This is a genomic window from Planctomycetota bacterium (genome assembly GCA_035574235.1).
GTDB lineage: Bacteria > Planctomycetota > MHYJ01 > MHYJ01 > JACPRB01 > DATLZA01.
In genome coordinates this window covers 1-22688 of the sequence record DATLZA010000180.1, presented here as the reverse complement: position 1 = coordinate 22688, position 22688 = coordinate 1, and the positions used below count along the sequence as shown (strand labels likewise).

Sequence of the window (22688 nt, the reverse complement as noted above, 5' to 3'; positions counted from 1 at the left end):
CTCGCGCTGCTTTGCGCCTGCTCGGGATACCTCGGCTCGGCGCGAGACTTCGACCCGACCGAGCTTGACCGGGATCCCGGATGGCGTGCCGTGCGCCACATCCCATTGATTCGCCAGGAGGGACACGCCGACTGCGGCGCGGCGGCCCTGGCCATGGTGCTGGCCTACTGGGGACGGCCTCTTTCCGTGCCGGAGATCGCCTCCGCGGGCGGCGCTCCAGGCGAGGCGCTGACGGCGGGGGCCTTGCGGGACACGGCGCGGCGACAGGGACTTCGGGCCTATGTCTTCTCCGAAGCGGGATTCGAGGATCTCGAGCGCGAAGTGACGGCCGGGCGGCCCGTGATCGTGGGCTTGGTCAAGCCGCACGTCACGGGCGGACTGACGCACTATGAAGTGGTCGCCGCTCTCCATCCAGGACAGGGACTTATCGCAACGCTTGATCCCGCTCGAGGGTGGCGTCAGAATACATACTGCGGGTTTATGGACGAATGGGATCCGGCGCCCGCGCGGCGCTTGGTGATCGTCGTAAGCCCGTAAGGGAGGGACGTCATCCTCATGAGCACGGCATGCAGATCCTTCGTCAGCTTCCTCATCGCGGCGATCCTGGCGGCCGCGCTTCCCCGCCCGCTGGATGCTTCCTCGTCGCAGGAAGCGGCGCGCTGGAATACCGCCGAAGAGCAAGAATATGCCCGGCGCGAAGCGGCGTCCTCGGAGGCCGCCGCATTCCGCGGGGGCCATCACGGCGTCGCCGTCGCGGTGACGTTGTGCATTCTGGCGGCGATCGCGGTGGCGGTCTGGTTCATCGTGGAGCACCATCATCACGATCACCCGCATCATCACGGCAAGGCCGTCCCTTCGAAAGTGCCCGCGGCGGCCGCCGCCCCCGCCGGGGCGCGATGACCTACGACCCTCCGGCCCACCCGACGCTCGCCCGGCTGGCCCGGCGCATCTGGAACTGTCGGAAATGTCCCCGGCTCGCCGCGTACCTGGACCGGGCCCGCGAGCGGTGGCCTGACCATGTCTGCCGGCCCGTGCCCGGCTGGGGCGATCCCCGCGCCCGCCTCGTGGTCGTGGGACTCGCCCCGGGCCTTCACGGCGCCGGGCGGACGGCCCGCATGTTCACCTTCGACTCCAGCGGCGCCTGGCTCTATGGGGCGCTCCATCGATATGGATGGGCCTCCCGGCCCGTATCTCGCGCGCCCGGCGACGGCCTGCGCCTGCAGGGCGTCTACATCACGGCCGCCGCGCGTTGCGCTCCGCCGGGCAACCGGCCGCTGCCCGCGGAGCTTTCCGCCTGCCGTCCCTATCTCGCCGAGGAGCTCCACTTCTTCCGCCCCGCCCGCGTCATTCTGGCGCTCGGCCGCATCGCCCACGAAGCCGTCCTGCGCATCGCCGGCCTGCGTCCGCGCGAGGCTCCTTTCGGACACGGCGCCGAGCATAGCCTTCCGGACGGACGTATTCTTCTGGACTCCTACCATCCGAGCCGGCAGAACACGCAAACGGGGCTGCTCACGCGGGCCCTGTGGCATGCGATCTTTCGGCGGGCTCGGAGGCTTACGGACCGGGAGGCGCTCCGTTCCGGGCCGCGGCCGCCAGCTCGTCCGGGTGTCGGCGCCAGAGAAGCTTCGAGCCGCCTCCCGCGGGATTGAATTCGAGCGCGTAAACGCTCGAGGGCCGGAACGGCACGTGCGCCTCCGGTCCGAGGCTCAGGAGATCGGCGACGAAGCGTCCAAGATCCGGCTGATGGCCCACGACCGCCACTTCCCCGCCGGGGGCGGTGGCGAGGACGTCACGGAACGCCTCCGGCGCCGCGCCGCAGGCCAGGCGTTCGTGCAGTTCCACCGGCGCCGGCGGGGAAAGCTCCGCCGCCAGAAGCTCCGCCGTCTCGCGCGCCCGGGCGAGCGGACTGGAGAGGACGATCGCCACGCGCGCGCCGAGGGCCCGCAGGGCGCGCCCGGCGGTCCGGGCTTCCTCCCGGCCGCGCTCGATCAGTCGCCGGGCGGCGTCCTCCTTCCCCGCGGGGTCCTCCGCCGTGGCGTGGCGGATCAGATAGACCACCTTCATCGCGCTCCCGCGAAAAAGAAAGCCCCGCCGGGACGAGCGCGGGGCTTTTGGAAGACGAACCGCGTTACTTCAGCTCCTTCCAATACTCTTCGGGCATGTCCGCGGCGAGCTTCAGGGCGCCGTTGGCCCCGGCGAAGACGGGCTCGTGCACCTTCGTGACGCGTCCCCCGCCGTACTGCTGGAGCTCCTCCTCGATGAGCCGGTCGAGACCCCGCAGCTGGCTGCCGCCGCCGGCCAGGATCACGTTCTGGAGCATCCGCTTCTGGAATTCCGCGTCATAGGTGGAAACGAGCTTCCGAAGGCCCTGCACGATATCCGGGACGATCGAACGGCACGCCTCCTTGAGCTCCTTGGTGATGTCGTAGGGCGTCGGCTTGCCGTCCTTGTTCGGCCACGTCACGACGGCCCGATCATTCACGTCGTGCACGAAGCTGTAGCGCTCCTTGGCGTCCCGCACCATGTTGATCGTGAACTGCGCGTCCGGATGCGCCTGCTTGATCAGGTTGTACGCCACCTCGTCGATGTAGTCTCCGGCCTTGGAGCTCGTAATCTGGTCCTCTTCGGTGGGGATGGCGCCGTGCATCCGGCAGAGGTCCGTCGTCCCCGCCCCGATGTCCACGACGAGCGCGTCCTCCAGCATGTTCATCCCGTACGCCACGGCGAAAGGCTCGGACACGATCATGACCGCTTCGAAAACGCCCTTGCAGGCGTCCATGAGAGCCTGCTTGTTAAGGATCGACGCGCGGGCGGGCGCGCCGATGACGCCGTAGACGAGCGTCCCCTTGGGCGGCCGCGCCAGGGAAACCACGTGCTTGACGAGTTCACGGGCGGCTTGTTTGTACTTCTCGAGCTTCTCCTTGGGAATGCCCGCCGCGTCGTTGTCCACGTACTTGAGCGCCCCCTTCTCGAAGGGACGGACCGTATCCAGGGCCAGCCGGTGCTGAAACGCCTCGTTGCCGAAGACGACGTCCTTCCCGAGCATCTTGCGGCTGACGGGGTCCTTGGGCCAGCCCACGATCGAATAGACGACCTCGCGCGTCCCGTTGGTCGCCGCGATCGACGTCTTGTAGCAGCCCAGGTCCATTCCGATGTAGAGGACGCCCTCCTTCGTCGTACGCCCGGCGGGCTCGGCTACCTTGGCTTCCTCAAGGGGCATAGCGGCTCTCCTAAGTGGGTTCGGTTCTCACGAAGCGTAGCATCAGGCGGCGGATCCGTCCACGGTTCCGGCGGGGTTGGCCAGGCTGATTCCCTTCTCCTCCAGCTCGCGCGCCTTCTGGCGAAGCTCCTTGTTGGCCTGAAGGACGATCTTGAGCATCTCCTTCTTCTTCTCGAAGTACTTGTCGTCCTGCGCCAGGCCGAGACTTCTCAGCAGGTTCTGAATCTGCTGGTTGGAGTAGAGCTTCGACGAGGTGATCGTGCGGAGGGCGTTCTCGAGCGCGCCGATCTGCGCGTAGAGCTTTTCGATGCGCTTCTCGAGAAGCGCGATCTCCTTGTCCCGGCCGCCGGCGACCTGGAAACGCTCCCTTTCGGCGGCCACGAGGCGCGCGATGATTTTCCTCAGCACCTCTTCCACCTGGCGCAGCTCCGCCACCGCCTCCGGCGATTCGGTCTCCTGCAGGATCAGGCGTCGCTTCTCGAAGACCTTCGAGACGATCCGGTCGAGCTCCCGCTCGAACTCCTTGAAGCCGACGATCAGGGCCTTCTCGAGCTCCTCGGAGAGCCGGCCTTCGGCGGCGGCCTTCTGGCGCTCCAGCTCGCGGCGCAGCTCCCCGAGTTCGGCATCCAGGGCTTCCTTGGAGGCCTCAAGTTCAGTGCGGGCCCGCGAGGTTTCCTTGTACTGCTCGAGCAGCTCGTTGAATTCCTGCTTCGACTCGGCCTGGAGCTGGGCGACGGGAACGTTGGAGACGCCGGCCGCCAGCGCGCGGTACTTGTCGACGATCGTCTTGACGGCCTGATTGATGAGTTCGTCGATGCGCTCCCGGGAGAGCATCGAGATGTACTTTTTGCCCTGCCGGACGAGCTGGTCCACGCGGACGCGGGTGGACGCCTGGCGGATCATGCCCTGAACATCGATGATCCGGGCGCTGCGGGGGCCATCCGGCGACGGCTCCTCGCCCGGAGGCGGGGGGGCGGCGGGCTTGTCGTCGGTCGGGTCAGCCATAATCCCCGAGTCCCCTTACCCTCGCAAGACGATCATCATAGCGGCCCTGCGGGCAGCGTTCAAGAGAAAGAGCCGAACGCCCCCCGGGCGTCACGCCGGATTTCGGCACCCGATTCGACGCCGACGGCATATCTTACCGTAGGAGGCGCCCGCCATGCGGAAACTCGTTCTCGCCGTGGCCGCCGTCTGGGCGGCCGTGCCCGCGTCCGCCCAGGACGGTCATGTCGCCCGGACCGATCCTTTAAGCCCCGAGGAGCAGCTCCGCCGCTTCCGCCTGCCGGCGGGGTTTCGCATCCAACTGGTCGCCGCGGAACCGGACGTGATCAAGCCCATGAACCTCGCCTTCGACGATCAGGGCCGGCTCTACGTGACCCAGTCCGTCGAGTACCCCTTCCCCGCCGCCCCCGGTTCCCCCGGTCGCGACGTCGTCAAGCGCCTCGAGGACTTCGGTCCCGACGGCCGGGCGCGGAAGGTCTCCCGCGTCGTCGAAGGGCTGAACATTCCCATCGGACTTCTGCCCCGCGCGGACGCGCTTCTCGTTCACAGCATCCCGAAGATCTGGATCTGTCGGGACCGCGACGGGGACGGGCGCTACGAGGAGCGCGAGCCGCTCTACGGTGAGTTCGGCTACAAGGACACCCATGGAATGACGAACGCGTTCACCCCCTGGGTGGACGGCTGGATCTACGCCTGCCACGGATTCGCCAACACTTCCATCGTTCGGGGCCGCGACGGACACGCAATCACGATGCGCTCCGGGAACACGTACCGTCTGCGCCCCGACGGCTCGCGCGTGGAGGCCTACACCCACGGACAGGTGAACCCGTTCGGGTTGTGCTTCGATCCGCTGGGAAACCTTTACTCCGCGGACTGCCACAGCCGGCCCGCGTATCTCCTTCTGCGCGGCGCCTGCTATCCGACCTTCGAAGGAACGCATGACGGCCTGGGCCTGGGCCCGGCTCTCATGAGCCACGACCACGGCTCCTCCGCCATCGCCGGGATCGTCTACTACGCCGCCTCCCACTTCCCTCCCCCCTACCGCGATACGATCTTCCTGGGCAACGTCGTGACGCACCGGATCAACCACGACCGGCTGGAGTGGAAGGGATCCGGCGCGCGCGCCCTCGAACAGCCGGACTTCCTGACGTGCGAGGATCCGTGGTTCCGGCCGGTGGATCTCAAACTCGGCCCCGACGGGGCGCTCTATATCGCGGACTTTTACAACCGCATCATCGGCCACTACGAAGTGCCCCTGGACCATCCGGGACGCGACAAGACGCGCGGCCGAATCTGGCGCGTCATCTACGAAGGGCCGAACGGCGGGCCGCTCCGGCCCGCGCCGGACCTCTCCCGCGCGTCGCGGGAAACCCTTTTCGGGTTCCTCGCCGACGAGAACCTCGTACTGCGCGTCCAGGCCACCGAGCGGCTGGTCGGACTCGGGCCCGCGATCGCCGAGCCTCTCTGGGCGCGGATGTCGGCGGACGGCTCCTCCCCCTGGCTTCGGGCCCACGGACTCTGGGTTCTGGAGCGCGTGGGAGCGCTGTCGGAAGAGCGGGTCGCGCGCCTGTCGGCGGACCCCGACCGCGCGGTTCGCGTCCACCTGGCCCGCGCGATCGGCGAGCGCGGACGCTGGACCTTCGAAGGAGAGGTCGCGCGAAGGATGCTCCGGGATGCGGACCCCTTCGTCCGGCGGGCCGCGGCGGAGGCGCTCGGCCTGCACCCGGAAGAAGCGAACCTCGATCCTCTCCTGGCGCTCTGGGAAGAAACGTCGGACGCGGATCCCTTCCTTGCGCATGTCGTCAAGATGTCCGTGCGGAACCATCTTCGGGACCCGAAGGTCCTGGCCTGGGCGAGCGCCCGGGGAACGGACTCGCCGGCTCGGGCGCGGCGCGTATCGGCGGCGCTTCTCGGAGTGCGGACGCCCGAATCCGGCCGCGCGCTCCTGACGCTTCTGCGCGCTCACGGAACGGTGTCCGATGAGCTCCTCCATCACGCGGCCCGCTATGCGCCGGAAGAGGACGTCCCGTCGCTTGTGGCGCTGGCGCGGGAACGGGCGGGGTCCGTGGCGGCGGTGCGGGCGCTCCACCGAGGGTTCCAGGAGCGGGGGCGCGCTCTGGGGGACGCGGAACGGGCCTGGGCCGCGGACGTTCTTCGGAAGGCGCTCACGGGATCGGAGGCGCGGGCCGCCGGGGAGGCTCTGACGCTGGCCCGCGAGCTTCGTCTCGAAGCGCTTCGGGGAGACGTGGCCGCCGTCGCGACGGACGCCTCGCGCGCGCCGGACGTTCGGGGCGCGGCGGCGGAAGCGCTGGCCGCGATTGATCCCGAGGGATCTGTCCCTTCCCTGGAGGGGCTTCTCAAGGACTCGGCGGCGGGGCTGGATCTGCGCCGGCGGGCGGCCGCGGCCCTGGGCGCGACGGGGCGGCCGGGGGCGCGCGACGCGCTGGTGCGCGCGCTCTCCACGGCGCCCCAGGGAATCGCCGCCGCCATCGCGGGCGCCCTGGCCGCAAATCGCGAGGGGGCGGAAGCGCTTCTGGCGGCGGCCGAGCAAGGGAAGGCGTCGCCCCGCCTTCTTCTGGAGAAATCGGTGGAGGCGCGCTTTCGGGCGCTCAAGGCGCAGGACCTCGAATCGCGGCGCGCGAAGCTTACCGCTTCCCTTCCCCCGGAGGACGAGCGGCTGGGGGCGCTCCTTGAGGCCCGGCGCAAGGGATATCTCCGCGCGCCGGGCGACTCCGCGCGGGGAGCGCAGTCCTTCGCCCGGCATTGCGCGGGCTGCCACATGATCGGCGGCCAGGGGGCCAAGATCGGGCCCGAACTGGACGGGATCGGCAACCGGGGCCTCGAACGAGTGCTGGAGGATGTGCTCGACCCGAACCGGAACGTGGATCAGGCGTTCCGGGCGACGCTTGTGAAGACGCGGGACGGACGGGTTCTTTCGGGCTTGGTGCGCCGCGAGGAGGGAGAGGTTCTCATCCTCCAGGAATCCGCCGAGAAGGAGTCGCGGATTCCCCTGCGGGAGATCGAGCAGCGGGCGCTCTCGTCCCTTTCGCCGATGCCTTCCAACTTCGGCGAGACGATTCCCGAGCCGGAGTTCTATGACCTCGTGGCGTTCCTTCTGAGCCGTCGCACGGGACGGTGAGGGTCTTCCCTACCGGGCCCACTCCTCCGCCCGCCGGCGCACAAGGTCCCTCGAACGCGGACCGTCCTGGACGGCTGCGGCGCAGGCCGACAGGCCGAAGGCGAGCGCGAGCATACCCGCTCCCTCCTTCCGATTCCCGCCCCGACAGGCTACGGCCTACTTGGAGGCAAGGCGCCGCGTGATGAACTCGCGGAGGCGCGGAATCTTGGAGCGGGCGGCCAGGCTGGCCGCCCGGGCGGGCTCCTGCGGCACGAGAGGCTCCGCCGCATACCAGAGAAGGAGCGGCAGGTTGTGGTCCTGCGCGTCCTCGGCTCGGCCCGCCAGGGCCTCGAGGATCTCCCAGCGCTCGGGGCCGGGCATCCGCTGAAGGGCGGCCGCGAGGTAGAGGCGCACCGCGGCGGAGGCGTCCTCCCGCGCCAACGCCGCGAACCGCCGGCGCGCCTCCTCGGAGGGCCGCTTGCCCTCGGCCAGAAGCTGGATCGCCCAGCCGCGCACGTATTCGTGTTCATGTCCGAGGAGCTCCAGCAGGAGCGCCTCCGTCGTTCCACCCGTCGCGTGAAGCGCCCAGAGGGCGCGAAGCTTCCGAGGGACTTCGGGATGATCGCGGAGAATCGCGAGCAGGGCCTTGTGGACTTCCGCGTCCGGGCCGCGCTCCTGAAGGATCCGGCGCGCGTGGCGCACGTGCCAGTCGTTGGGATGAAGCTGCAGGCGCACGAGGTCCGCCGAGGGGAGCCGGGCGAGATTCACCGGGTCGGCGGGGGCGTTTCCGTACGAGATCCGGTAGATCCGTCCGGTTTCCACGTGTTCGGGGGTTTGTCCGTGACAGGCGCGCGGATCGTACCAGTCGATGACGTAGAGCGCCCCGTCGGGGCCGAACTCGAAGTTGAACCCGAGATAGTAGGGGTCGTTGGCCATGAGGAAGTCGCCGCCGTGGCGGCCCACGAATCCCGAACCGCGGCGCTCCAGGGCGTCCCAGTAGATCCCGTGATGGTGGATCGTGCCGATGAGAAAGCGGCCCCGCCACTCGGGGGGAAAACGGTCGTTGAGGACGAAGCGCGCGCCGCCGTGGGCATGGCCGCCCTTCCGACCCTGGATCCCCTCGTGCTTATGGTCCGCGATCGTCTTGAGGTCGTCGTACGTGTGCGGGTTAAAGTGCTTGCCGGCCTGGCGATGGTATCGACCGCCCTGAATCACATACCAGAGGTGCGGGATGACGCACGCTTCGATGAAGGCCTGTCCGTAGTCATCGAAGTCCAGGCCCCACGGATTGCTCGTGCCTTCCGCGAAGACCTCGAAGACGTGGCGGGTCGGGTGGAAACGCCAGATGGCGGCGTTGAGGGGCGCACGTTCGGAGTCCGGGGCGCCGGGTTTGCCCACGCGCGAATGGGTGAAGACGCCCTGGCACCCGTAAAGCCAGCCGTCGGGACCCCAGATGAAGCTGTTGAGGGTCTCGTGCTGATCCTGATAGCCCCATCCGTCCAGCAGCACCTGGGGAGGCCCGTCCGGACGGTCGTCCCCGTCCCGATCGGGAATAAACAGCAGGTTGGGCGGGGACCCCACCCAGACGCCTCCGAATCCGAGCTCCAAGCCGCTGACAAAGCTTAAGGTGTCCGTGAAGACCTTGCGACGGTCGAAGCGGCCATCGCCGTCGGTATCCTCGAAGATGAGGATCGTGTCGCGTCCGGACGGTTTCCAGGGTCCGTTCGGCCCCGTATACGAATAGTTTTCGGCCACCCAGAGGCGGCCGCGGTCGTCGATGGCGAACGCGTTGGGCTGGCGAACGTGGGGCTCTCCGGCGAAGAGCGTGACTTTGAATCCTTCCGGGACGGACATGCGGCGGGCCGCCTCCTCGGGCGGGACCGTGGCGTCCTTGGGGGGTTGCTGGAGGGCGCCGGTGAGCCCTCCGACGGCGGCGACGATGCATCCCAGCCAGGCGTGCATGACACCTCCTCGGGTCGGTTTCCCTCTCTCTCCATATCGGACGGAAGGCGCGCCCGCACTGAGAAGGGGCGCAAATCTCTTGAGATATTTTACCGCCGCGGGCGGGTCGCTAGGGCCGGAGGAGCTTCGTCGGGTCGGCTTTGGGCTGGAGGATCAGGCCGATCCCGGAGCAGTCCGGACATGGGCAGGCCACGTGACGGAAGAGGATTCCCTTTCCCCGGCAGGTGGGGCACGCATAGGCCTCGGCGAAACTCTCGAAGGTCGGAGGACGCATTTCCCCGGAGCAGCCGCGGGCCTTGCAGTCCACCTTCCCCGAGGCCTTGCAGCGGGGGCAGTCCACGTTGTTGAACCGTCCTTTGCCCTGGCAGCCCGGACAGACCACCACGCCGTTGAAGCTGTTGATTTTGCCCGAGCCGCCGCACTTGACGCATTCGAGGTTGAGACGCCCGCGTCCCTTGCATGTGGAACAGTTCACGCGATCCGATCCCCCGCACGCCGGGCAGGGGGCGGCGGTCCGAATCGACCGCGCCAGCGTCAGAAGATGATCGCGGGCGGCGGGGGTCGGCGCCTGCCGGGCCTGCTGTTCCAGATATGAGGCCGCCCGGCCGTACGTGCGGCCGTCCGCAAGCGCCTGGAAGACGTACAGAAGGCCGAGCGCGTAGCGCACCGGGAAGGACGGCAGGCTCCGGTAGTCTTTCTGGAACTGGACGATGGCCAGGTCGTATTCGGCGGAGGCGGTCCACTTCCGGAAGTCGTCCATGGCGAGGTTTTCCGGCCGTCCCCACATCGGTCCGAACTCCGATTTCTCGAAGTGCAGGTCCTTGAAGCAGGCTTCCAGCTCGGCCGGCGGTCGGCCGCCGTGGGCGGCGACGAGAGTGCTTGCGGTTGCGCCGAAGAAAAGGGCGAGGGGAACGGGCGCCGTCTCCGCGCGCAGGCGGTCCGCGACCGATTTCAGCACGGCCGGGGAGATCTTGCCGGCGGCGACGTCCTCGGATTTCAGCGCTCCTAAAAACTCCTGCAGGGCGGCCGCGGCCTCGGGAGCGAGCGACCAGTCCTTTTCTTCTCGTTCCAGGAACACGGCGGCGGCCACGGCCAGGTCCGCGGCGGGCGAGGCGGGCGGCACTCCCTGGAACGCCGCGCGGGCGAGCGCCCGGCGGGCCGGATCGGATCGCTGGGCGGGATCCGCCAGGACGGCCATCGCCTCGGCCCACGCGGGAACGGCGCCGGCGGGACGCTCGGGTTCAGGGGCCACAGGAGCGGCCGGGGCGGGTTTCACCGCCGGGCGCGGCGGCGGAGCCGGCTTGGGTTTCACGGCGGGGGCGCCCGAGGCGATCTCGGAGCCGATCCGCTCGCGCACGAGGCGCATGAGCTTCATGATGTTGACAAGCTGCGTGTCCAGCTCGGAATAACCGTCGGGGAAGAACTCGCGCGCTTCGGCGTACGCTTCCCGGGCCCGCGTGACTTTCGGAAGCGCTTCCCGGAACCGGGCGTCGGCCGCGCGGGCGTCCTGCATTTCGACGGCTTCGAGATAAATCTGCTTGGCCTCGGAAAAGAGCCGGTCGGCGTCTCCCAGGATATCCTTGGGCGACTTGACCCATTGGCGCACATCGTCTTTGGCGAAAGCGAGCGACTGACCCTCGACGGAGACCTCGAAGCCGTCGGGCTTCTCGACGACCCGGCCGATGATCTTACGGCCGTCCTTAAGGATGAGGCCGTCCGCGGAAGCCGGTGCGGCCATCGCCAGCAGAAGCCCCAGGGCGGTCAGCGCGCGAAGCATTCGATGTCCTCTCTTGATACGACCCATCACGGTCGGGTGTTGAGCCACGTGCGGTCCACGTCGGGCTCCGGACGCAGAACCGTCGCCCGCACCGCGAACACCTCGCGGGAATCCGGCAGTGAAGTCAGAAACCGGGCGTACGTGCGGTAGCCGTCCAGGGTCGTGCTCATGCGGCCGGTGACCGTGAACCGGCGCGCTCCTTGAAGCGCGGCGGTCGCGTCGACGAAGGATTCGTGGGAACCCTGATCGAGCATATAAAGCCGGTGCGACGTTCCGCCTTCGGGGACGACGACCACTTCGACGGTCCCCTTCCCCTTTTGGACGACGGTCCCGACGGCCTTGATACGACATTCGAAAATCTCGCCGGGGCACTCGACCGCAATCGAGGCGGCGCCGGAAGCGCCCGTGGGGGCCAGAAAGCGCAATCTCGGAGGGGAGCCGTCGGGCGGCTTGCCGGTGGGGTTCACGAGGCGCGCCAAAGGGGTATCCTCCTCGTGCCAGGCGACTACGGCCGCTCCAGCCGGCGTGATGCGGACGTCCGGGGAAGGCCGGTGCAGCGAGTCGAACGTCAAAGACCAAGGGGCGCGCGAATACCAACGGTCCTTGCGGAGAACGAATCCGAGGGCCTCAAGCTCGGGGCGGAGCTCCGATCGCGTCCGTGCGGGCGGAGGAACCGGCGGCCGCGTGCCCGCGACGATCGACGGACCCGGGATCCAGCCGCCGGCGATCTGATAGTAGCCCGCGGCCAGGCGAGCCAGACGGTGCTCGGGATCCATGCCGAGCATATGGAAGGCCACGTACTCGCGATGCACCGGAAGGTGCCAGTCGCGGCACCAGGTGAGGAGCTGCGCCAGGGCGTCGAGATTCTCCCGCGAGCCTTCGAACCGGCGGCGGAACTCCTCCTGGAGGCTCGAGGCCGTATAGAGATGCGCCGTTTCGTCCCGCGGAATGGTGACCTTGGCGTAGGGCGTCTGGATCGAGATGTTGGACGCGGTTTCCTCCGACAGCGTGCCGGCCACGCGACGTCCGTCGCGGGTGGCGACGACATCCGGGACGGGCGCGGAGGCCAGCATCTTCTCGAGGGCATCCCGCTTTCGGCGGAAGTCCTCGCGTTCCGCCTCGCGGTCGAGCTGGGATCCTGCGGCGCGGACGAGACGTCGCGTCAGAAACGTCATCTCCTCCCGGGTGGCTTCGCCGCGCCCCAGGATTTCCTGGATCTGCCGGCGCTCCTGGGGCCCCAGCTCGGGCTCCGGAAGCGAAAGGATCTCCTTTTGCACCTCGCGCGCGAGGTCGTTGGGGATGGGCAGCCGTTCGGCCGAACCGGGCAGATCGGGCAGGGCCCCGTACGGCAGTCGAACGGTCAGCTCTCGGGGGCTGCCCTGCCGGAGCACACGGAAGCGCACCAGAGGGTCCGGCCCCGAGCCCACCAGCGTGCGCTCCAGAAGGTGCGCCGCCACTTCGGGCGGCATCGAGCGCAGTTCCACGCCGTCCACCGCGACGATTTCATCCGAAGGTTCGAGGTATTCGACCGCGGGGTCGGAAGGCTCGCCCGCACGCAGGCGGGCGAGGAGCTCGAGGGAGCGCCGATCCTGGCGGTCGGCACGGAGCGCGTCCCCCCGGAGGCGCGCCAGCTCCCGCGACGCGACGGCGAGATTCAGCTCGAGGATCAGCTCCGCGGACGGAGGGCCCGCGGTCGCGGGACCGGTCGCGGGACCGGTCGCGGCGGGGGCGCGCGGCGAAGCCTTGCGTGAAGAAGGCGCGGAGGCGGCGTTCTCTTCGGCGGAAGAACGATGAAGGTTTTCCTGGAATTTTCCGATGCCCCACATGATCCCGTATCCCCCGGCGGCAAGAAGGCCGAGGGTGAGGATCAGGGACCACGGACCGGCCAGGTAGCTGTCGCTGTAAACGAGCCGCCGCCGGCGCCGCCGGCGATACGGATTGTGCATGCCCGCTCCCCGCGAGAGGTATCTCGGATCGCTCGCTATTATAGTATACGAAGAAAAATTGATGGCGTCCCGGGCCGGCCGGAACTGGCGCCGCGGGCGCGGATCGGGTAGAATCCCCCTCCATGAAAATCGAAACCGATCCCGCCGGCGTCCGGCGGATCTACGAGCGCACCCGGGAGGCGCTCGCCGTTCTCCGCCGGCGGCTCAACAGGCCTCTGACGCTTTCCGAAAAGATCCTCTTCGGGCATCTCTGGGACCCCGCCGGCCAGGAGCTGGCGCCCGGGAAGGCGATCCTGCAGCTTCGCGTGGACCGCGTGGCGATGCAGGACGCGACGGCCCAGATGGCGATCCTCCAGTTCGCCCAGGCGCAGATCCCCAAGGTCGCCGTGCCCGCGACCGTCCACTGCGACCACCTGATCCAGGCCTACCAGGGGGCGCGCCCCGACACGGAGACCGCGTATTCGGTCAACCGCGAGGTCTACGATTTTCTCTCCTCCGCGTGCCGCAAGTACGGCATCGGCTTCTGGAAGCCGGGATCGGGCATCATTCACCAGGTGGTCTTCGAAAACTACGCGTTCCCGGGCGGGCTGATGATCGGCACCGACTCGCACACGCCGAACGCGGGCGGGCTCGGGATGATCGCCGTGGGCGTGGGCGGCGCCGACGCCGTGGACGCCCTGGCGGGGCTCCCCTGGGAAGTGAAACATCCCAAACTCATCGGCGTCCGCCTCACGGGGCGCCTGCAGGGATGGACGGCCCCGAAGGATGTGATCCTCTGGGTCTGCCAGCAGCTGACCGTCAAGGGCGGGACCGACCACATCGTGGAATACTTCGGGCCGGGCTGCGCCTCGATCAGCGCCACCGGAAAGGCCACGATCTGCAACATGGGGGCCGAGCACGGAGCGACGACATCGATCTTCCCTTACGACGAACGCATGGCGATCTACCTGCGCGCGACGGGCCGGGCGGAGCTGGCGGCGCTCGCGGACGCCAATGCCGACCTTTTGCGTCCGGACGAAGGAGCCGAGAAGCACTATGATCGCCTCCTCGAGCTGGATCTTTCGACCCTGGAGCCGTACGTGACGGGGCCTCACTCGCCCGATCGGGCGCGTCCCGTCTCGCGCCTTAAGGAGGAAGCCGGCCGGGAGAAGTTTCCCGAGAAGATTTCGGCGGCGCTGATCGGAAGCTGCACGAACTCCTCTTATGAGGACATCGTCCGGGTCGTGGACGTGGCGCGGCAGGCCCGGGCCCGGGGCTTGAAGGCGCAGGTGCCGTTCTATGTCACGCCGGGCTCGGACCGGATCTACGCCACGATCCGCCGGGAAGGATTTCTCGAGGAGCTGGAGGCCGTGGGGGCGCGCGTGCTGGCCAACGCGTGCGGCCCGTGCATTGGACAGTGGAAGCGCGACGACGTGCGTCCCGGGGAAACCAACGTCATCGTCAATTCGTTCAACCGGAACTTTCCCGGTCGCAATGACGGAAATCCGAACACGCTTTCGTTCATCGCCAGCCCGGAGCTCGTAACGGCCTACGCCCTGGCGGGGCGGCTGGATTTCAATCCCGTGGCGGATTCCCTTCCGGGGGACGGGACGCTGCGGCCGCCCGCGCCGGCGCCCGAGGTTCCGCCCCAGGGGTTCGCCGCCGGGACGGAAGGCTACGTGCCTCCGGCCGACGACGGCTCGTCGGTGGAGATTCAGATCGATCCCAAGAGCCCGCGTCTTCAGCTTCTCAAGCCTTTCGAGCCCTGGGACGGGCGGGACTTCGTGGAGTGTCCCTTGCTTCTCAAGGTCGCCGGCAAGTGCACGACGGACCATATCTCACCCGCCGGGAAGTGGCTGGCGTACCGGGGCCATCTGGACCGGATCAGCGACAACATGTTTACGGACGCCATCGACGCCTTCACGGGCCGGCGGGCCGGCGAGGACGTCCCGCGCCGGGCCCGCGAGTACAAGGCGCAGGGAAAGCGGTGGGTCGTCGTCGGAGACTGGAATTACGGCGAGGGCTCCAGCCGGGAGCACGCCGCCATGTCTCCCCGGTACCTGGGCGCGGCCGCGATCATCGTCCGGAGCTTCGCGCGCATTCACGAGACGAACCTCAAGAAGCAGGGCGTCCTGCCCCTGACCTTCGCGGACCCGGCGGACTACGAGCGGGTCCGGAAGGACGATCGCATCAGCATTCTGGGACTGAGGGATCTGGCGCCGGGCAAGGATGTCGAAGCGGTGCTCCATCACGCCGACGGTTCGTCGGAGCGGCTGCGCCTGAGGCACTCGCTGACGGCGGAGCAGATCGAGTGGTTCAAGGCGGGATCCGCGCTCAACCTGCTCAAGCAGCGCTACAAAGGATAGCGGGCCTCAGGAGGCGTCGCCGCGGGCCAGCGCGAAAAAGCGCGTCCAGTCTCCTCCGGCCCGCCGCCAGAGCTCCTCGAACGTGTCGAGGCGCCCGTACCGCCGCGCCATCAGGATCCGCGCGTTGTTGACCCGGAAACCCGCGACCCGGTCCCGGAGCGCGAGCTTGCGGTCGCGCGGCGCGTCGGACGCGTAGAGCTCCCGAAGGCGCCGGAAGGCCTCGTCCGCGCGCGCGGCGCGGCGGCGCTCCTCCTCGAGCGCCCGGAGGGCGCGCTCGTGCGGCGCGGACGCCTCCCCGAACCGGGCGCGGGTGTAGTCGATCGCCCCTTGGCGGCCCACGAACGTCGCCAGCCCCTCGTTGAAGTCCGTCTCCCCCGCGCGGTAGAGCGTGGCGTGCGTCAGCTCGTGCAGGATGAGGGCCGCGAGCTCCTCGGGGGGATCGTCGAGCATCGGAGAAAGGACGGGGTCGGGCAGGTAGCCCAGCGTGGAGTACGCGGCGACGGGGGACAGGGAGACGTCGTAGCCGCGCTCCAGGAGGGCGGCGGCCTCCTCGAGAGCGTCTTCGCGGCGGAAGAAGCCCTTGTACGGGACGCTTCCGACGATCGGGAACCACCAGGTCACCGGCGCGAAGCGATCCGGAGGGCACGCGGAGACGATCCAGCTGACGGGCCGGCCGCGGGTGTCGAAGAAGGTCGTGTACGCGGCGGTGCGGGCCAGTCCCATCTCCCGTTCTCCGAACGCCTTGACGTCGGCGACGAGCTCGAGGGACCGGCGCTCCTCGGGCAGCAGGGCCGGATCGGACCGGACCTCCTCCACGGGTCGCAGATCGAAGAGGAGCCGGATCTGTCCTTCGGCCTGCCGGGCGAGGTAGCAGCCCGAGACCAGCGGCGCCCCAACGAGGGCGGCTACCAGTACTGCACGATTTCGTCTTCCTTGGCGCCGTGGCATCGGGCGCATTTCACCTCGCAAGCCACGCCCATGCGGGTGCTCTTGAGGACCCCTTCCCCATTGCAGGTACCGCATTTGCGGGTCCGGATCTCCTTGCGGACGGCCGAGGAGGTCTTGGCGTATTCGGCTTCGAGCCAGCTCTTGCGTTCGCCCTGCGAGGCGGAGGCCCACCACTCTTCGCTGGTCGGCAACTTCTTGCCCAAATCGACGGGTCGGGGCGGGGTCGTCGGACGGCGCCGGTTGTTTCCGTCGCCGTCGTTGCCTCCGGAGCGGGACGTATCCCGGGGCGTGAATTTGGCGTCCGTGTCGAGGCCTCCGTCCTGCCCGCCGCGCACGATCCAGGATCCTTCCCCGAACGAAACGGTCCGGGACTTGGGTTCGCGCTTGGCCCAGGCCGCCTGCACCTCCTCGGGGGTGGACTTGAATTTGGCGGCCAGGTACTTGACGACTTCGTCGTCGAGCTTGGCCACGAGCGAGCGCGCCTGGGAGAGCTTGTATCGGGAGCCGGCGTATTCGGACAGGAGCGCCGAACGCTTGGCTTTGTAGGCCTCGGGGACCTTCTGGGCGAGGAGTTCGGCTTTCTTCAGCTCGAAGTCCTTGGCCTCCTTCTCGATCTGGGCCGCGAGGTCCTTGTTCTGCCGCGCGATCTCGGTGTCGCCGAACTCGGCGGGCAGGCGCCGCGCCAGTTCCAGGGCCTTGGCGTACTCGGTATCCTCGAGGAGTTCCTTGACCTGGCGCACGAGGGCGGCGGCCTTGTCCTCCTTGACGAGGCGTTCATTCGCCGCCAGGAGGGCGTCGATTTCGTCCTTTCGAGCGGGATCGATCCCGGCGGCCTTCTGGTAGAGCTCGCGAGCCTTGTCGTAGAGACGCAGGCCGGTGGCGAAGCGGGCGATCTCCAAGAGCGCCGCGGCGTCCGCGTCGCCGGCCCGCGCCAGACGGCGCTCAACCATCTCCTCCGGGCCGTAGGCGTCGGACTCACGGATCTTGATCTTTTCGTAAGGCTTAAGCAGCGCCGACGTGGGGATCGGCACCGGGGTGCGGCCGTTCCGGGTCTTGACGAGGATCGTCTGCGCGTCTTCCCGGACGAGGATTCCGACCTCCTCCCGCGTGGCGGTCAGGATTCGAACCCCGTCGAGAAGCTCGAGCTGGGGAGCCGAGGCGTCGGGGGCGGAGCGTCCGAGAAGACGATTCTTCTCCGGTTCCGGAAGCTGGCTCCAGCGCACGTAGATCGTGCCTCCGGTGTCCCACCGGACGAGGCGGAAGCCGTCCTTATCGGCCTCGTCGATCTGCACGGTGCCGGAGAGTACCTTGCCGCTCCGCAGCCGGACGACGTCCTGAGCCGACGCAGGAGCCGCCGCGGCCAGGAGTGCGAGGAGCGCCGTCCCGTGTCTCATACCCGACCCCCGCGGAAAAGCATTCCCGAAGCATCCTACCCCATGAGACGCCGCCGGGGCAAGAAGCGTCGGTCCAGCCGCCTACTTCCAGGCCGGCAGAGACACGTGGGCGCGGTAGTTCGAGTCGTTGGAGGTCGCGTTGCGGATCGGGGCGTAGAGCTTTCCGCCGGGAGGGGGGCGGTCCTGCGTGTAGACCCATACGCGGGACGGATCCCAAAGGATCACCTCGTCGCGTGCGTCGCCCGTCACGTCCAGCACCGCCGCCGCAAGGTCCGGATGGCCGTCCTCCGGGAAGACCACGGCGCGGCGGAGCCGGCCGTCCAGCATCCCGCCCTCTCGAACGTTGCCGGACAGGAGCAGGAACTCCTGTCCGTCGCCCCTCCAGTTGACCGGAAGAATCATGCTACCGTGATGGTGCGGCTCCCCCTGTTCGAGGATGCGGCCGTCCGCGTCGAAGACGGTGAGGATTCCCGGATTCTTCCAGAAATTGATCGTCGCGATCTGAAGCCCCGGAAGGTCCGGACGGAGTTTCGCCACCGTCATGTTCTGGGCGTGGCCGATGCGCTGATGCGTGAGGACGTTGCCCTTGAGGTCGAGAACCAGAAATCCCTCGTCGCTGCCCGCGTAATAGGCGCGCGGCCCGGCGCCGGGATCGCCCGAGAAGTTCCCTACGGCGACGGCGTCCTGGTGGTCCCGGAGGTCGGCATCCCGAGACCAGAGAAGTTTCCCGTCCGGGGACCAGGCCGCATATCCGATGTAGACCTCCTCGCGCCCGTCGCGGTCCGCATCGAAGGGATACGGATAATGGCCGAGCTGGCCCTGTCCGGTCCAGAGGGGCCGGAGGTCCGCGTCATACACCCAGAAGTACCGGTACCGGTCCTTGACGAGGATCTCCGTCCGTCGCCCCTTGCCGGACAGGTCGAAAAAGCAGATCGAATCGCCGGTATTGAGCTCGTGTGGACGCTCCTTGATCTCATACTTCTTCTGGCGGTACTCCTCGGGGACGGCCGGCAGCCAGGCCCATCGCCTCACGCGACCCGTGGCGCCCTCCACAATCTGGAGTTTGAAGTCCCGGACAAGAAAAACCTCCGAGCGTCCGTCCCCGTCGATGTCATGCACCTGAAAGGGAGTGTCGCTCGTCAGAAGCGTATTGCGCGGGTTGGGCCGCCCGATCTCCCAGAGCACGCGGCCCTCGAGGGTCACCGCCGTGACGCACGAGGCTTCCACGAAGTTCCCGGTGTCCACCTTGGAGACGACCTGGGCGAAGACCATTTCCGGCCGCCCGTCGCCGTCGAGATCGCCGAAGCGCACGTTGCGGCCGCAACCGAACTCCGGCGTTTCGAACTTCCGCCAGAGGCGGGGCCGAGGATTCTCCTCCTGGAGGGCGCGTTCCTCGCGGAGGCGTGCCTCCTGAAGGGCGCGGAGGGCGGCCGGATCGGCCGCCGAAGCGCGGAAGTCGCGGAAGCGGGCCGGCGCGCCCGCCGTGAGCCCCGCCTTGCCCGAGGGAATCTCGTCGTCCTCCGCGGAAAGGACGAGCGCACCATCCACGAAGCAGCGGATCCGCGGACCGTCGTTTTCGACGCGGAGGCGGTAATATCGCGTCGTCTCGTACGGAAAGTCGGTCGCGGCCAGTTCCTTCCAGTCGGCGACCCGGAAGGCCCTCTCGATCGGCCGGCGCATCGCCAGGCGCGCGCGGTTGCCCCCCTCGAGACCGAAGACGTAGTGGTGGCGGTTCGTGCGGTAACGGAAGGCGATCCCGGCGAGGCCATCCCTGGAGAGGGGCCTTACGGACGCTTCCAGCGTGACGTCGCGCCAGGAGGGGTCCCCCGTGATGAACAGCGGGCTGAAGAGCTTCGGAGCCATGTAGGGGCTCTCCGGACCCAGGTGCATCTCCAGATACGTCCGTCCGTCCTCGTCACCGGCCGCCCAGGCGTCGAGGTAGACGATCGGCATCGACCAAGGCTCCAGAGGCACGCCGCGGTGGGCGAGATAGTGGTATTCCTGGACGGCCGGGTTGAGTTGCCCCAGCGGGCGTGAGAGGAGTCCTTGCGGAAACCTCGAAAAGTCGTCGGCGAAAAGGACACCGGGGTCGGCGGCGGGACGGACGGCGCGGTCGGCGCAGGCCGAGCCCAGCGCCGCGGCCAGAAGTCCCGTCATCATCACCTGTCGCATGAGACAAGCCTTCCGGTCAGGCCCGCCGGCCGGCGCAGGCCAGAAGAATGCCCAGCAGAAGCCCGCCGATCCAGACGGCTCCCGGAAGTCCCGCGCGGACGGATCCGCAGCCGCAGGGAGCGTCGTTGCTGTCGTTATCGTCCCCGAGAGTCCTTCCCGGGCCGGGCCCCGGGGACGGCGACGGTTCGGGCTCGGGTTCCGGCGGCGGCGAGGGGGGATCGTTGCCGTCGGCGACGTAGCTTTTGACTTCCTTAAGCTTCTGAATCGTGAGCCAGCTTCGCAGGAGGTAACCGTCGTTCATCGCGTTGTCGCCCGTTCTGTGGACCGAGGGATCCCCTCCGGGCGTGTAGGGATCATTGGCGGATCCGGTCGCGTTCGGGTGGATCCCGTCGGAGGAGATGAGGGTTCCCTGCCACGAGGTGCCGGGCCGCCGCGCGAGGATCTCCGCATAGTAGTCGATGAGCGGAAGGCCGCGCGTTCGGGCGAGATCGCGGATCTGCGCGTTGTACGCGTCGATCAGCGTCTCGGCGCCCTGGCGCGGAGGCAGGGTGCTCAGAATCACGACGATGTTGCGTCCTTCGAAGATATCGACGATCGAGGTCAGGTCGCGGAGGTAGTCCGCGGCCGCCCGTCCGCCTCCGGCATCGTTCGTGCCTAGCATCAGGACGGCGAACTGGGCGTCCAGGAAGGCGGCGGCGACGGTCGCGGCGTTCAGATCGGCAATGTAGGTTGTTCCGTCGGCGACGTAGGCGCGGGCCGTGGCGGGGTCGGTGGTGGCGGGCATCGGCGTCGCCCCGTTTCCGCTGCCGGTCAGGAATTCATCGGTCCGAAGACCGCCCGCCGAGGTCATGCCGCGCCAGCCGGAGGTGTCGGCGGCCGTCAGGTACCAGCCGTTCTTGTTGGACGTGTCGTTCTGGGTGGAGGAGAACGGGACGTCCGCCCGGCACCAGGAAACGATCGCCAGATCCTCGGCGGTCCGCCCGGCCCCATAGCGGGGCCATTGAGAGTACGGGTTCGAGTGGGTGATCGAATCGCCCACCTGAAGGACGAACCCCGCGGTTTTCCCGTCCGTCCGATACACGGAGCGGCAATGGGACACCCAGGCGGACTCCCACGCGTCGTCGTAGGAGTTTGCCTGCGCCTTGTCGTTCTGAGCCGGGAGCGGACCGGTCGCCGCCCAGAGGATCGCCGTCCAGGTCAAAAAAGTCATCGTTGCCGACCTCCTTCCCCCTTGTTCGGCGTTTCGGCGGGAGCGTTTAGAAAAATCGATCAGCGCGGGGAGGGGATCCCCCGGAGGAGGGGCGCGAGGCGGCGCTCCAGGGCCGGATTGAGACGGAGGGCTTCTTGAGCGTCCGCGGCGGCGGAGGCGTACGACGCGGGATCGCCGCCGAACCGGGCCCGCTCGAAGCGGACCTGGGCCCGGTGGGCCCACGCTCCGGAATCTCGGGGGTTCAGGCGGATCGCCTCCGAGCAGTGGTCTTCCGCCTGGGCGAAGGACGGCAGGGGGTCGCTTCCCCGGTCGATGTCGTGCAGGGCGCGCTGCAGCTTCAGGAACCCCCGCTGAAGCCAGGCGACGGCATAGCCCGGGTCGAGGTCCAGCGCGCGGCGGAAGTCCGACTCCGACGCGTCGAAATCGGCGGAGGGATCCTGGCCCCGCGCGCGGTGCCGCAGGCCCCGCCGCAGCGACACTTCGCCGCGCGTCTTCCATCCGACGACGTAACCGGGATAGCGGCGAAGCGCCTCGGCGATCGTCCGGTAAGCCGCGTCGTAATCGCCGAGGGGGTCTTCTCCCCGTCCTTCGCGGAAGATCCCGCGCTGGAGCCGGAGGTAGGCCGACCATTGAAGCGCTTCGGACGAGGCCGGACGAAGGCGCAAGGCCTCCGAAAGGTCCCGGGCGGCGGCGTCGAAATCCGCCCGGGGATCCTCTCCGCGGTCGGCGAGGTACAGGCCGCGCGTTGTCCGCAGGGCCCCGCGGCGCGCCCAGGCGGGCTCGTAATCCGGCTTCGTTTCGAGCGCGCGGTTCAGGTCCTCCTCGGCGACGGACAGGAACGGAAGCGGGTCTTCGCCGCGGCCCGCGACGAAGGAGCCGCGCGTCATGCGGGTGATCGCCCGCTGGCGCCGGAGATCGTAATTCTCCGGCAGAAGGCGAAGGGCTTCCGAAAAATCGGCTTCGGCGCCCAGGAGCGCTTCTTCGGAGTCCTCTCCGCGGGACATGGCGCGAAGGGCCCGTTCGAGGCGCAGGCGCGCGCGTCCGCCCCAGTGGGGCGCGTAGCCGCGATCGAAGGCGAGAGCCCGGGCGAACACCTCCTCCGAGCCGGAGGCCAGTCCGAGGGTTTCCCATGCCTCTTCGAGAAGCGGATCGAGCGCCACGGCCTTTCGCAGGAGGGGCTCGGCCTCCCGGGCCCGGTCGCGGGCGAAGGCCAGGATTCCTCGCGCCGCCAGGGTGCGCGCCTCCCCCACCGTCCCGGAAAGGCGTTCAAGAGCCTCGCAGTCGCGAAGGATCCTCTCCCGCACCGCACGCAGCGTCGGAGCGATATCTTCGGGATCTCCGGTCCCCGGCTCGGCGATGCGCTGGCGTTCCATCGCGTACTTCTTGGAAAGGAGCACAGCGCGCTCATAAAGAGCGGGGCCGAACGCCGGGTCGATCGAAAGCGCTCGTTCCTGCAGCTCGAGGGCCCGCGCGTCCTCCATGAGCGCGCGGTGCATGCGGCCCAGGAGGTACTCCGCTTCGGCCAGGCCGGCGACGTCCCGGTAGGCGGCTTCGAGTTCCGGGAGCAGGCGGCGCATGCCTTCGGTCGATCCGG

At 68.6% G+C, this 22688-nt stretch carries 16 protein-coding genes; 5 read left to right on the top strand and 11 right to left on the bottom strand.

From position 1 onward, the window contains the following. From VNO22_16975 to VNO22_16965, 3 genes are all read left to right on the top strand, one after another. On the top strand, positions 1 to 537 hold a 537-nt coding region (locus tag VNO22_16975), incomplete at its 5' end, for a cysteine peptidase family C39 domain-containing protein (GenBank protein HXG63068.1). 18 nt (positions 538 to 555) lie between these two features. Next, a complete protein-coding gene (locus VNO22_16970; GenBank protein ID HXG63067.1) occupies positions 556 to 900 on the top strand; it encodes a hypothetical protein in 345 nt (114 codons plus the stop codon). After that, positions 897 to 1649, top strand: a complete 753-nt coding sequence (locus VNO22_16965; protein HXG63066.1) for a uracil-DNA glycosylase — start codon at positions 897 to 899, stop codon at positions 1647 to 1649. Before VNO22_16970 ends, VNO22_16965 begins: the two co-directional genes overlap by 4 nt. Here VNO22_16965 and sixA read toward each other — a convergent pair. The 3 genes from sixA to VNO22_16950 form a co-directional block, all read right to left on the bottom strand. Next, a complete protein-coding gene (sixA, locus tag VNO22_16960) occupies positions 1555 to 2064 on the bottom strand; it encodes a phosphohistidine phosphatase SixA (protein HXG63065.1) in 510 nt (169 codons plus the stop codon). The genes VNO22_16965 and sixA overlap by 95 nt on opposite strands. A 64-nt stretch (positions 2065 to 2128) precedes the next feature. Then, positions 2129 to 3220 carry a MamK family actin-like protein gene (mamK, locus tag VNO22_16955; GenBank protein ID HXG63064.1) on the bottom strand — a complete coding sequence of 364 codons (1092 nt, stop codon included), beginning with the start codon at positions 3218 to 3220 and terminating at the stop codon, positions 2129 to 2131. A gap of 42 nt (positions 3221 to 3262) precedes the next feature. After that, a complete protein-coding gene (locus tag VNO22_16950; GenBank protein ID HXG63063.1) occupies positions 3263 to 4225 on the bottom strand; it encodes a hypothetical protein in 963 nt (320 codons plus the stop codon). A gap of 154 nt (positions 4226 to 4379) precedes the next feature. Between VNO22_16950 and VNO22_16945 the strand changes: the two genes are divergently transcribed. Next, positions 4380 to 7361, top strand: coding sequence for a PVC-type heme-binding CxxCH protein (locus VNO22_16945; protein ID HXG63062.1), 2982 nt, complete (start codon positions 4380 to 4382; stop codon positions 7359 to 7361). 156 nt (positions 7362 to 7517) lie between these two features. On the opposite strand, the gene VNO22_16940 is transcribed toward VNO22_16945, so the two are convergent. The 3 genes from VNO22_16940 to VNO22_16930 all read right to left on the bottom strand — a co-directional run bounded on the left by VNO22_16940 (position 7518) and on the right by VNO22_16930 (position 13025). Next, complete coding sequence (locus VNO22_16940; GenBank protein ID HXG63061.1) at positions 7518 to 9302, bottom strand: PVC-type heme-binding CxxCH protein; 1785 nt, start codon at positions 9300 to 9302, stop codon at positions 7518 to 7520. A 109-nt stretch (positions 9303 to 9411) separates the two neighbouring features. Continuing rightward, positions 9412 to 11079, bottom strand: coding sequence for a hypothetical protein (locus VNO22_16935; GenBank protein HXG63060.1), 1668 nt, complete (start codon positions 11077 to 11079; stop codon positions 9412 to 9414). A gap of 26 nt (positions 11080 to 11105) precedes the next feature. Then, the gene (locus VNO22_16930; protein ID HXG63059.1) at positions 11106 to 13025 is read right to left on the bottom strand and encodes a hypothetical protein; all 1920 of its coding nucleotides are present in this window, start codon (positions 13023 to 13025) and stop codon (positions 11106 to 11108) included. Positions 13026 to 13147: 122 nt separating this feature from the next. Here VNO22_16930 and VNO22_16925 point away from each other — a divergent pair, with 122 nt between their 5' ends. Beyond that, positions 13148 to 15370 carry an aconitate hydratase gene (locus VNO22_16925; protein HXG63058.1) on the top strand — a complete coding sequence of 741 codons (2223 nt, stop codon included), beginning with the start codon at positions 13148 to 13150 and terminating at the stop codon, positions 15368 to 15370. Between the two features lie 6 nt (positions 15371 to 15376). Here VNO22_16925 and VNO22_16920 read toward each other — a convergent pair whose 3' ends face one another. The 5 genes from VNO22_16920 to VNO22_16900 form a co-directional block, all read right to left on the bottom strand. Then, the gene (locus VNO22_16920) at positions 15377 to 16318 is read right to left on the bottom strand and encodes an aminopeptidase (protein HXG63057.1); all 942 of its coding nucleotides are present in this window, start codon (positions 16316 to 16318) and stop codon (positions 15377 to 15379) included. Next, positions 16276 to 17712 carry a hypothetical protein gene (locus VNO22_16915; protein ID HXG63056.1) on the bottom strand — a complete coding sequence of 479 codons (1437 nt, stop codon included), beginning with the start codon at positions 17710 to 17712 and terminating at the stop codon, positions 16276 to 16278. Before VNO22_16915 ends, VNO22_16920 begins: the two co-directional genes overlap by 43 nt. Before the next feature lie 81 nt (positions 17713 to 17793). Beyond that, positions 17794 to 19884: a hypothetical protein gene (locus VNO22_16910; GenBank protein ID HXG63055.1), complete on the bottom strand. Its 2091-nt coding sequence runs from the start codon at positions 19882 to 19884 to the stop codon at positions 17794 to 17796. Between the two features lie 16 nt (positions 19885 to 19900). Beyond that, positions 19901 to 21094 (bottom strand): SGNH/GDSL hydrolase family protein, encoded by a 1194-nt coding sequence (locus tag VNO22_16905; GenBank protein ID HXG63054.1) that lies wholly within the window; start codon positions 21092 to 21094, stop codon positions 19901 to 19903. A gap of 59 nt (positions 21095 to 21153) precedes the next feature. Then, positions 21154 to 22688: hypothetical protein (locus VNO22_16900; protein ID HXG63053.1), on the bottom strand; the 1535-nt coding region annotated here is incomplete at its 5' end.